Raw genomic sequence first — 10,595 nt, forward strand, 5'->3', positions numbered from 1 at the left:
GGCGCGGCTGCTGCCGGCGGGGCCGGCCGCCCTGGAGAGGCTGGCGGCACTGCTGGTCGAGTGCGGGCCGGGATCGGAGCCGGGTTCGACCGCGCCCCTCACCGTGAAGTGGAAGGTGGCGGTTGTCCCGGACAAGGAGGAGCGCTCGCTGCTCGAGCGGCTGCTGCAGCTCCTGCCGGCGGAGGCCCGGCTGCGGCTCGATGCCAATGGCGGCTGGGACCGGCCCACGGCCTGGCGCTGGGCCGAGCGCCTGGCCGCCGAGCCGCGCCTGGAGTGGCTGGAGCAGCCTCTTCCCCCCGGCGATCAGGCCGGCCTGGCGAAGCTGGGGGCCCGTCTGCCGGTGGCTCTCGACGAATCACTGCAGTGGGATCGGCGCCTGGCTGGGTGCTGGCCGGGCTGGCTGGTGCGGCGCCCCAGCCAGGAGGGCGATCCGCGGCCACTGTTGGCGGCCCTGGAGGCTGGCCAGCCGAGGCTGGTGCTCAGCACCGCTTTCGAAACCGGCATCGGCGGCCGCTGGCTGGGGCATTTGGCCGCGCTGCAGGCGGAGGGCCCCACACCGGCGGCACCGGGTCTGGCGCCGGCATGGCAGCCCACCGGAGAGTTGGCCAGCGGGGATCCCGAGCAGGTGTGGGAGGCAGCCGGATGAGCCGGCCCATGACAGCTGAGCAGCTCCAGCAGGCCTGGGCCGACGGGCGGATCGTGCCCCTGGCCGCCGCTGAGGAGCAGGCCGATCTGGCCGCAGCCCTGGCCTGCACGGGCTGCCCGGAAACGGCGCCGGTGCTGGAGCCGCTGCGCCGGCGCTTCGGGCCGGGTGTGGTGGTGGGGAGCGGCGGCAGTAGTGGCCGGCGGCGCTGGTGCCTGCAGCCGCTCAGCCACCTGGAGGCTTCGGCCCTGGCCACGGGCCGCTGGCTTGCGGGCCAGGGGATCGATCCCGCCGCCTGTCTGCATCTCAATCCGTTGGCGCTCCATCACGTGAGCGGACTGCTGCCGCTGGTGCGATCGCGCCACTGGGGCTGCATCCACCTCCCGATCCAGCCGGCCCTGCTGCGCGACCCGGTCGGCCTGGCCGCAGCGGTGCCGTTGCCGTCCGATCGGCCGACCCTGCTCTCCCTCGTGCCCACCCAGCTGCAGCGGCTGTTGGCCGTGGCCGAAGGCCTGGCCTGGCTGCAACGTCTCACGCTGATCTGGGTGGGCGGGGCACCGTTGCCGCAGGTGGTCGCTGCCGGTGCCCGCGCCGCCAGTCTGCGGCTGGCCCCCTGCTACGGCGCCACCGAAACGGCTGCCATGGTCTGTGCGCTGAAGCCGGATCGCTTCCTGGCCGGCATCGGTGGCTGCGGCGAACCGATGGCCGATGTGGAGCTGCAGCTGCAGCCCCCGATCGGTGCCATCGCCGTGCGCACCGCGCGGCTCAGCCCGGGCTGTCTGGAGGCTGGCACGCTGCGGCCGCTGCCGATCAGCGGTCAGGGCTGGTGGCCCAGTGGCGATGCCGGCCGGCTGGACGCTTCTGGCCTCACCGTGCTCGGACGGCTCGATGGAGCCATCCACAGCGGTGGTGAAACCGTGTTTCCCGAGCAGGTGGAGCAGCGGCTGATGGCGGCAGCGGCAGCGGAAGGCCTGCCGTTGCAGGCCATCCTGCTGCTGCCGGAACGCGATCCGGAGTGGGGCCAGCGTCTGGTGGCGCTGGTGCGACCGTCAGCCCAGGCCCTCGGAGAGGCCGGGGCGTTGCTGGAAGAGCTCAGCCGGCTCTGCCGAGCTTTGCCCGCCGCCGAACGGCCGCGGCGCTGGCGGCTCTGCCCGGAGCTGGCGCCAGGATCCCATGGCAAATGGCGGCGACGGCATTGGCAGCGGTGGCTGGCGTCGCTAGAAGCTGGCCAGTCCCCGCAATCCCATGACGACCCTCAGCGATGCTGAAGTCAGCAACAAGAAGCTGGCCGCAGGTCTCACCGGCATCTTCCTGGGGGCCTTCGGTGTTCACAAGTTCGTTCTGGGCTACACCAAACCGGCGGTGATCATGCTGGTGGTGTCACTGGCGGGCGGCGTGGTGACCTGCGGCGTCGCCTCCCTCGTGATGCAGATCATCGGTCTGATCGAGGGGATCATTTACCTCACGAAGACCCCCGAGGAATTCAAGGCTCTCTACATCGATGCTGAGAAGGACTGGTTCTGATGCCGACTGGGGCGCCCCGCTGCTGCGCCGGGGTTCCCTGGGCGTGGTGGCCCTGGCGGCGCTGCTCAGCTCGCGGTTGCTTGCGCCTGAGCTCCAGGATGGCTTCCATCCGCTGGCCCAGATGGCGGCACTCCTGCCCCTGCAGCTCGCGGCGCTGCTGTTCGCGTTCGGGCGGCCTGGCGCCCGGACGATCAGAGGGGCTGAATCCCCTGGCCCAGGCCTGAAGCCTCCAGCCAGCGGCTGATCGGCCCGGGCAGGTTGCAGCGCTCGCGGCTGTCGGCTCGGATGGCGAGGTGACGGGAGAGGGCCCGGGCTGCCAGTCGATCTCCGATCGGTGCGCCGGGGGGGCCTGCCAGTTGGAAGTCGAACTCCACTTCGAAGCAGCAGGGATCCAGCCGCCGTGGCGTCAGTCGGATCGTCAGCGGATCGCCGCAGACCAGTGGGCGGCGATAGTCAGCTTCACAGTGGACGATCGGCAGGGCCACCTCCAGGTTGCGCCCCGGGGCGGGGAACACCTCAGCGGCGGCCACCCCGAACCGCTCCAGGCTCTCCTCATAGGCCTCATGGCACCAGCGCAGCAGCTGGGGGAAGTGCATCACACCGGCCGCATCGGTGTCGCCGAACCGCACCGATCGGCACAGCAGGAGCCAGTCGTTGGGATGCATCGCCGTCGTCGTGCTGGCCAATGGCGCCCGCCACCATGCCGTCCAGTCTGCGCCACGTCCATGGCCGCGGTCAGGCTTGCGAACAGCCCAGCCTCAACACGGTCTGGGAGGCTGTTGTGGCGCATCTGGCCACGATGCTGGTGATCTGGATCACCGGCGTGTTGATCGGGGTGGTTGGCTCGATGGTCACCCTTCCGCTCAGCAGGATCACCCTGGGGATGGCTGGTTCCAGTGACAGCGCCGTTGCCCTTGTCGCCGGCCTCGCACAGCTGGCACAGGTTCCCTTTTCGATTGCAGCCTTGATGCGGCAATTCTGGCGATGNCTTCTTGCCGGACTTCTGTGCTGCCTGATCACCACCATTGGCCTTGTGCTCTGCATCCTTCCAGGCGGTGCATCGCTCGCCCCATGGCATCGGCTGCGTGGGAATCCGGATGCTGCTGGTCTGGTCGNCCGTGCGGGTGGTTTCGCTGTGCAGCTACGGTCCCGGGGCGCTGCTGGCGGTGCCGTTGAGCTGCTTCGACCTGCAGAACGCCGCCTATCACAAGGGACTCATCTCCTGAGTGCCGGGCTGCTCAGGTGGTGCTCCCTGCTCATCCGGCCGGGAAGGCGGCGACACCCCGCATCCCCAGCCCGAAGCTCACCCAGAGCCTCAGCAGCCAGTAGACCAGAAGGCCGGCAGCGCTCCAGCCCAGGGGCCAGCCCGGCAGATTCCGGGGCACCAGCCTGCGCTGCTGAACCGCGGTGATGCTCCACCACAGCAGCACCCCGGCCGTCAGCGGACCGAAGGCGTGCAGCGCCAGAGATCCGCTCAGATCNNCCCGCANNGCTGCGGCCGTGGCCCGAGTCAGGTAACAGGTGGGACAGGGGATCCCGGTGAGGGCACGCCATGGGCAGGGCCAGCCCGGCAGCAGCGGGTGGACTCCCTTGAGCCACAGCGAGCCTGTGAGGCCGGCTGGGAGGAGACAACCGGCATGTTCCAGCCGGCGCAGGAACCGGTTCAGAGCCTCAGCGATCCACCGAGCCCATGATCACGTCGATCGAGCCGAGGATCGCCATGATGTCGGCCACCTTGTTGCCCCTGAGGATGTGGGGCAGGATCTGCAGGTTGTTCTGGTCGGCGGCGCGGATCTTGAAGCGCCAGGGCGTCACGTCGTTGTTGCCCTGGATGAACACGCCGATCTCGCCCTTGCCCGATTCAAGGCGGGTATAGAGCTCGCCCTCTGGGATCTTGAAGGTGGGTGCCACCTTCTTGGCCACGTATTGATAGTCGAAGCCGGCGAACTCGCTGCCCTTGCCCTCGGCCAGGCGGCGGGCTTCCAGGTTCTCGGTNGGGCCGCCGGGGATCATCTGGCAGGCCTGGCGCAGGATCTTCAGCGACTCGCGCATCTCCTGGATGCGGACCCGATAGCGGGCGAAGCAGTCGCCCTCCTGGGTCCAGGCCACATCCCAGTCGAAGTCGTCGTAGCACTCGTAGTGATCCACCTTGCGCAGATCCCAGGGCACTCCGGAGGCGCGCAGCATCGGCCCCGAGAGGCTCCAGTTGATCGCCTGCTCGCGGCTGATCGTGCCCAGCCCTTCGATCCGCTTGCGGAAGATCGGGTTGTTGGTGATCAGCTTCTCGTATTCATCGATCTTGGGGCCGAACCAGTCGCAGAAATCGAGGCACTTCTCCAGCCAGCCGTAGGGCAGATCGGCTGCGACACCCCCGATGCGGAAGTAGTTGTTGTTGATCAGGCGCTGACCGGTGGCCGCTTCCCAGAGGTCGTAGATCATCTCCCGCTCGCGGAAGATGTAGAAGAACGGCGTCTGGGCGCCCACGTCGGCCAGGAAGGGGCCCAGCCAGAGCAGGTGGTTGGCGATGCGGTTGAGCTCCAGCATCAGCACGCGGATGTAGCTGGCACGCTTCGGCACCGGCACATCGGCCAGACGCTCGGGCGCGTTGACCACGATCGCCTCGTAGAACATCCCGGCCGCATAGTCCATGCGGCTCACATAGGGCACGAACATCACGTTCGTGCGGTTCTCGGCGATCTTCTCCATGCCGCGGTGGAGGTAGCCGATCACCGGCTCGCAGTCCACCACGTCCTCGCCGTCGAGGGTCACCACCAGCCGCAGCACCCCGTGCATCGAAGGGTGATGGGGGCCGAAGTTGACCACCATCGGCTCGGTCCGGGTCTCGAGCTGGGTCATGGGCCCCTGGGCGGCAACGTGGCGGGATCTTAGGAAGGAAGGGCCCTCAGAACGTCACTGGCGGCGAAGTTGAGCGCGGCCCGGTGGCGCCCCTTGCCGAAGCGACGGCTCCGGTTCAGCAGGATGGCTGCATGCCATCCCCGTCCACCTTCGACCATGTGCCGGTGCTGGCCGAGGCGGTGCTCTCGGGTCTGGCGCCGCTGGCCGGGCTGCTGGCGGAGCGCCCCCAGGGGGGTGTGCTGCTCGACTGCACTCTCGGCGGCGGCGGTCACAGCGCTCTGCTGCTGCAGGCCCATCCCGGCCTGCGCGTGGTGGGGCTGGATCAGGATCCGAGCGCCCGGGTCGCCGCCGCCGAGCAGCTCGCCCCGTTCGGCGATCGCGCCCTGATCGTGGCCGCCAACTTCGCCGACTACGCCCCGGCCGAGCCCATTCTGGCCGTGCTGGCCGATCTGGGCGTGAGCAGCCCGCAGCTGGATGTGGCCGAGCGGGGCTTCAGCTTCCGGCTCGACGGCCCGCTCGACATGCGCATGAATCCCACGGACGGGGAGACCGCGGGCGCGTTGATCGATCGGCTCCAGGAGGGGGAGCTGGCCGATCTGATCTATGGCTATGGCGAGGAGCGGCTCTCACGCCGCATCGCCCGCCGGATCAAGGAGCAGGGGCCCTGGGGTGATCCAGCTCGCCCACGAGGCACGGCCGAGCTGGCCTATCTGGTGGCCGGCTGTTACCCGCCGGCGGCCCGCCGGGGGCGGATTCATCCCGCCACCCGGAGCTTCCAGGCCCTGCGGATCGCCGTCAACGACGAGCTCGGCGCCCTCGATCGCCTCCTGGCAGCGGCTCCCGACTGGCTGGTGCCGGGAGGACTGCTGGCGATCATCAGCTTCCATTCCCTGGAGGATCGCCGCGTGAAGACCGCCTTCCTGGCCGACGAGCGGCTGGAGCGGATCACCCGTCGTCCGCTGGTGGCCGATGAGACCGAGGCCGCCATCAACCCCCGCAGCCGCAGCGCCAGGTTGCGCATCGCGCGGCGGCGCTGAGGGCCCCGGTCAGCCGAGCAGGCCGGTGCGGTCCTCGCGGCCGAACAGCTGCCGATAGGCGGCTGTGGAGGTGCAGGCCACCACCGGTGCCGCCACCAGCAGCCCCACGAAGCAGAGCAGCATGCCCGCCATCACCAGCACCGCTTCGAGCAGCAGAAGCAGCAGCACCTGCCCCCAGGCGGGGTCCACCATCTCGCGGCCGCGCTGGATGGTCGCCATTGGGCCTGGCCCCTCCAGCAGGGCCACATAGGGCAGGAATGTCTGGTTCACGGTGAGGTAAGCCAGCAGCAGCAGCGCCACTGCGGCGGGGACCCAGAGCAGAGCCTCGTTGAGGCGGGTCAGACCCAGCCCCACCACCACGGCCAGCACGATGATCAGCAGCAGCACCACCGCCAGCGTCAGCTGGCGCAGGAACAGCCGGCCGGCGGCGCGGCCGTCCCAGCGGCTGAACTCGGCGAAGGCCGGACGCTGCCCATCCAGGGCCAGCCAGGCTCCCCGCACCATGCCGGTCATCCCCCAGAGGCTGACGACGGTGCTGCCGATGCCGCCCACCAGCACCGCGATGCCGCCCACAGCGCCACGCACCTCGCCCGCCTCGGTCATGCCGGTGCGGGCGATTCCATTGAACAGCCCGCAGAGTGCGGCCACCAGCAGGATGAACAGCACGAAGGCCCAGGGCGCCCGTCGGAAGGCCTGCCAGCCGTCCTCCAGAGCCTGCATCACATCGAGCCTGGATGGGGAGGGGGATTCATTCATGGGATGCAACGGCTGGGCGTCGTCGCCCGGACCGTAGGCATCCACACTGGAATGTCCACGCGATCGTTGCGTTCTGACGATGACCGTTGCTCTGCCACCAGCGGCCTCCGGGCCTCCGGTGGGGCCATGAACGCAGCCGACACGCTCTGGTGGGCGGCGCTGCTGATCCAGCTGGCGGCCATCCCCGGCACCCTGCTGCCGGTGCTGCCCGGCCTGGTGCTGCTGCCGCTCGGGGCGGCGCTGTGGGTGTGGGCGATCGGCTGGAGCGCCGGCTGGCCGGTGCTGCTGCTGGCGGGTGTGCTGCTGTTTCTGGGCTGGGGTGCCGAGGCCCTGGGGCTGTGGCTCGGGCCGCCCGCCTGCAGGCCACCCGCTGGGCCTACGTGGGCGCCGGCATCGGCCTGCTGGTGGGGCTGCTGGGTCTGCTGCCGGCTTTGCCCTTCGGCGGGCCGCTGCTGGGTGCCCTGGTCGGGCCGCTGCTCGGCGCCGGTCTGGGTGAACTGCTCAGCGCCCCCAGCTCCCTGGGGTCCTTCGGGTTGCGGCGGCTGCAGCGCTCGCTCGTGGTGGGACTGGCGGTGGTGGCCGGCATGCTGGTGAGCCGCCTGGCCCAGGCGGTTCTGGCGCTGATCGGCGTGATCGGCTTCGTGCTGCTCAGCCGGCTGCTCAGCTGAGCAGCCCGGTGCGGTCGTCGGCGCCGAACAGCTGGCGGTAGGCGGCGGTGGAGATGCAGATCAGCACCGGCCACACCACCAGGAGCCCGCCGTAGCTGAACAGGGCGGCGATCATCTGGAGCACCGCTTCCACGACCGCCAGCCACAGCACCATCCCCCAGCTGGGATTCACCACGCTGAAGCCGGAGCGCAGGGTGTCGAGCGGCTGCTCGCTGCCCAGCAGAGACACCTGCACCAGGAACTTCTGGGTGATCGCCAGCCAGAGGTAGAAGATCCCCACCAGGAGCACCGGGATCGCCCCCAGGGCCTGATTGATCCGGCCCAGACCCAGACCCAGCAGGGAGGCGGCGGCTCCCACCACCGCCACCACGATCGCCAGCAGCAGGGCCGAGCCCAGCAGGCGCAGAGCGGCGGCGGGATCCCAGCGGACGAAGTCGGCGAAAGCAGGCTTATGGCCCCCCAGGGCCAGCCAGGCGGCGCGGGTGAGGCCCACCAGGGCCCAGAGCAGCACGATCACATAGCCGATCAGCCCCACGATCAGGGCCAGCCAGGCGCCGGTGGGGTGCACCCCGAGCAGTTCCGGCACCTCGCCGAGGCGGCCGGCACCCAGGCCCACGAGCGCGAGAAAGGGCAGCAGGATCGCCCCCGCCAGCACCTCGAACAGGAGAAAGGCCCAGGGGGCTCGGCAGAAGGCAGCCCAGCCATCCTCCACGGCCTGGAGCACCTGCAGGCGACCGGAGCCGGTGGGGGTGAGGGCCATCAGACGAACACGCACTGAACGGGACGCTAACGACGGCTGCGAGCCTCGCCAGTGCCCGGTAACGCAGTGTGTCCGGAGGCCCGGTTCAGCCCCGCAGGCTGCACACCGCCGCGGCCACCGCGGCGATCGCCAGGTCGATCTCCGCCTGGGTGGTGTCGCGCCCCAGCCCGAAGCGGATCGACGCGGCCGCTTCGGCGCGGCTGCGGCCCAGGGCTTCCAGCACATGGGAGGGGGCTCCCTCGCTGCAGGCCGAGCCGCTGCTCACGGCCAGCTGGCGGCGGAGCAGCCGGTGCAGGGCGGCCCCATCCACGCCAGCCACGGTCACGTTGAGGTTGTGGGCCAGGCGCGGGCTGGCGGCGCCGTTGCGCTGAATGCCGCCGATCGCCTCCAGACCAGCCCAGAGCCGGTCGCGCAGGCCCCCAGCCGCGCCGCCCGCTGCTCCAGGTCGGTGATCGCCAGGTTCAGGGCCGCCCCCAGGCCCACCACCAGGGGCACCGGCACGCTGCCGGCCCGGCGGCCGCCCTCCTGACCGCCGCCGTGCAGTTGCGGCGCCAGCGGCACCCCCTCGCGCACCAGCAGCGCCCCCACCCCCGCCGGCCCGAAGCACTTGTGACCGCTGAGGCTGAGCAGGTCGGCGCCCAGCTCAGCCATCGCCAGCGGGATGTGGCCGGCGGCCTGGGCGGCGTCCACATGCAGCAGGGCGCCGTGGCGCCGGCACAGCCCCGCCACCGCCTCCAGGGGCTGCAGCACGCCGATCTCGTTGTTGGCGGCCATCACGCTCACCAGCAGCACGTCGTCGCCCAGGGCCTCCGCCAGCCGCTGCGGATCGAGCAGGCCGTCGCTGCCCACCGGCAGCAGCGTCAGCGGAAAGCCATGCCGCTCCAGATAGCGCAGTGGATCCAGCACCGCCCGGTGCTCGCTCACCAGGCTGAGCAGCCGCCGCCGCCCCGCCACCGCGCTTCGGTCTCCCTGCACCAGCGCCGCTTCCGCCACGCCCTTCAGGGCCAGGTTGTTGGCCTCGGTGGCGCCACTGGTGAACACCACCCACCCGGGCGGAGCCCCAGGGCCGCCGCCACCTGGCCGCGGCTGCGTTCCAACGCGGCGGCCGCCTCCAGGCCGGGCCGGTGGCCGCGGCTGGACGGATTGGCGGGATGCTCGCTCCACCAGGGCGCCATGGCTGCAAGCACCGCAGGGTCACAGGGGGTGCTGGCCTGGTGGTCGAGGTAGGCGAGCATGGATCGTCGTGCCTGACGCCATGCTGCCAACACCCTGCAGGCCCGGGGCCGTCGCCGTGCTGGCCGTGCTGGCACTGCTGAGCCCCACCCCCGGCCGTGCCGAGGACGGCGGCCAGAAGCCTTCCGCCAACCGGCCAGCCGGCCTGGTGATCCTTCAGGAGCGGCTCAGCCACCAGGGGCCCACGGCCATCGGCGTGTACGGCGTGGAGGTGGACCCCACCACACCGGGCCTGCGGCGGGTGAAGGTGTGGGAGGAGCAGCTCAACAACGTGACGGTGCGGGTCGACACGATCCGCTGCACCCCCACGGCGCCGATGCGGGTGAGCAGCGACGGCAGCCGCTTCTTCCTGCGCGAGCTCAACCCCGGTGGGCCGATCACCGCCGGCAATCGCCTCGATCACCAGATCTGGTGGGCCACCTGCTTCCCCGAACAGGCCGGCAAGGATCCGGCCGGCCTGGAGGCCCTGGCCCGCCAGCTGGGCTACAGCGGCCAGCTACGGGAATCCGAGCAGATCCTGCCTGGACGGCCCCGCTGACCCTGAGCAGACTGACTCTCATGACTGTTGATCCCAGTTCCGCCGCCGATCACGAGGGCGCCGCCTCTCCGGTTTCACCGGCCGGCGAGGCCGTGCCCGCCGAAGCCGCCCACGACATCCCCCCGGTGCGGCTGCTGGTGGTCGACGACGAGCCCGGCCTTCGCTCCGCGCTCACGGCCTACCTCGAGGATGAGGGCTTTGCGGTGACCACCGCCAACGACGGCGAGGAGGGCTTTGCGAAGGCCCAGGAGCTGCTCCCCGATCTGGTGATCAGCGACGTGATGATGCCCCGCCTCGACGGTTACGGGTTGCTGCGCCGGCTGCGCGACGACGAGCGGCTGGGCGGCACGCCGGTGATCTTCCTCACCGCCAAGGGGATGACCGCCGACCGGATCGCCGGTTTCCAGGCCGGCTGCGACGACTACATCCCCAAGCCGTTCGACCCCGACGAACTGGTGGCCCGGGTGCGCAACGTGGTCAATCGCCAGCAACGCCTGCTGGCCGAGGCGGCCCGCTTCGCCGACGCGGACATCGGCCAGCTGTCGCGCCAGATCACCGAGATCCGCTCGCTGCTGGCCAC

The 10,595-nt window shown here is 70.7% G+C and carries 12 protein-coding genes and 2 pseudogenes; 7 read left to right on the forward strand and 7 right to left on the reverse strand.

Annotated features, from left to right (window positions below):
* The 3 genes from SYNGFB01_RS08275 to SYNGFB01_RS08285 form a co-directional block, all read left to right on the forward strand.
* Nucleotides 1-646 (forward strand): enolase C-terminal domain-like protein (locus SYNGFB01_RS08275; RefSeq protein WP_048017669.1); only part of this gene is annotated, 646 nt, incomplete at its 5' end.
* Nucleotides 647-654: 8 nt separating this feature from the next.
* Complete coding sequence (locus tag SYNGFB01_RS08280; protein WP_152669592.1) at nucleotides 655-1,911, forward strand: AMP-binding protein; 1,257 nt, start codon at nucleotides 655-657, stop codon at nucleotides 1,909-1,911.
* On the forward strand, nucleotides 1,889-2,167 hold the full coding sequence (locus SYNGFB01_RS08285; RefSeq protein WP_048017671.1) for a TM2 domain-containing protein: 279 nt from the start codon (nucleotides 1,889-1,891) through the stop codon (nucleotides 2,165-2,167). The genes SYNGFB01_RS08280 and SYNGFB01_RS08285 overlap by 23 nt, the downstream gene beginning before the upstream one ends.
* A 191-nt stretch (nucleotides 2,168-2,358) precedes the next feature.
* Here SYNGFB01_RS08285 and SYNGFB01_RS08295 read toward each other — a convergent pair whose 3' ends face one another.
* The 4 genes and pseudogenes from SYNGFB01_RS08295 to SYNGFB01_RS08305 form a co-directional block, all read right to left on the reverse strand.
* Nucleotides 2,359-2,832 (reverse strand): thioesterase family protein, encoded by a 474-nt coding sequence (locus SYNGFB01_RS08295; RefSeq protein WP_048017673.1) that lies wholly within the window; start codon nucleotides 2,830-2,832, stop codon nucleotides 2,359-2,361.
* Nucleotides 2,833-3,423: 591 nt separating this feature from the next.
* Complete coding sequence (locus SYNGFB01_RS16380; RefSeq protein ID WP_369795525.1) at nucleotides 3,424-3,552, reverse strand: hypothetical protein; 129 nt, start codon at nucleotides 3,550-3,552, stop codon at nucleotides 3,424-3,426.
* Nucleotides 3,553-3,594: 42 nt separating this feature from the next.
* Nucleotides 3,595-3,846: pseudogene (locus tag SYNGFB01_RS16385) on the reverse strand (DUF2752 domain-containing protein); the annotation flags it as partial.
* The gene (locus SYNGFB01_RS08305; protein ID WP_048017675.1) at nucleotides 3,839-5,023 is read right to left on the reverse strand and encodes an NAD(P)H-quinone oxidoreductase subunit H; all 1,185 of its coding nucleotides are present in this window, start codon (nucleotides 5,021-5,023) and stop codon (nucleotides 3,839-3,841) included. The gene SYNGFB01_RS08305 and the pseudogene SYNGFB01_RS16385, both read right to left, overlap by 8 nt.
* A gap of 131 nt (nucleotides 5,024-5,154) precedes the next feature.
* Here SYNGFB01_RS08305 and rsmH point away from each other — a divergent pair, with 131 nt between their 5' ends.
* On the forward strand, nucleotides 5,155-6,060 hold the full coding sequence (rsmH, locus tag SYNGFB01_RS08310) for a 16S rRNA (cytosine(1402)-N(4))-methyltransferase RsmH (protein ID WP_048017676.1): 906 nt from the start codon (nucleotides 5,155-5,157) through the stop codon (nucleotides 6,058-6,060).
* Nucleotides 6,061-6,069: 9 nt separating this feature from the next.
* On the opposite strand, the gene SYNGFB01_RS08315 is transcribed toward rsmH, so the two are convergent.
* Nucleotides 6,070-6,861, reverse strand: coding sequence for a hypothetical protein (locus SYNGFB01_RS08315; RefSeq protein WP_082325943.1), 792 nt, complete (start codon nucleotides 6,859-6,861; stop codon nucleotides 6,070-6,072).
* 293 nt (nucleotides 6,862-7,154) lie between these two features.
* Between SYNGFB01_RS08315 and SYNGFB01_RS15435 the strand changes: the two genes are divergently transcribed.
* Nucleotides 7,155-7,484 carry a DUF456 family protein gene (locus SYNGFB01_RS15435; protein ID WP_235300058.1) on the forward strand — a complete coding sequence of 110 codons (330 nt, stop codon included), beginning with the start codon at nucleotides 7,155-7,157 and terminating at the stop codon, nucleotides 7,482-7,484.
* Here the strand turns inward: SYNGFB01_RS15435 and SYNGFB01_RS08325 are convergent.
* Both SYNGFB01_RS08325 and SYNGFB01_RS08330 read right to left on the reverse strand, forming a co-directional pair.
* Entirely contained in the window at nucleotides 7,477-8,244 is a 768-nt protein-coding gene (locus SYNGFB01_RS08325; protein ID WP_048017677.1) for a hypothetical protein, read from the reverse strand. The genes SYNGFB01_RS15435 and SYNGFB01_RS08325 overlap by 8 nt on opposite strands.
* An 85-nt stretch (nucleotides 8,245-8,329) precedes the next feature.
* Nucleotides 8,330-9,479: pseudogene (locus SYNGFB01_RS08330) on the reverse strand (cysteine desulfurase family protein).
* Nucleotides 9,480-9,499: 20 nt separating this feature from the next.
* Between SYNGFB01_RS08330 and SYNGFB01_RS08335 the strand changes: the two are divergent.
* Entirely contained in the window at nucleotides 9,500-10,015 is a 516-nt protein-coding gene (locus SYNGFB01_RS08335) for a hypothetical protein (protein ID WP_048017678.1), read from the forward strand.
* A 20-nt stretch (nucleotides 10,016-10,035) separates the two neighbouring features.
* Nucleotides 10,036-10,595, forward strand: a 560-nt coding sequence (locus SYNGFB01_RS08340) for a response regulator transcription factor (protein WP_082325944.1), incomplete at its 3' end; no start/stop codon positions are given.

Origin of the sequence: Synechococcus sp. GFB01 (assembly GCF_001039265.1) — a bacterium.
GTDB lineage: Bacteria > Cyanobacteriota > Cyanobacteriia > PCC-6307 > Cyanobiaceae > NIES-981.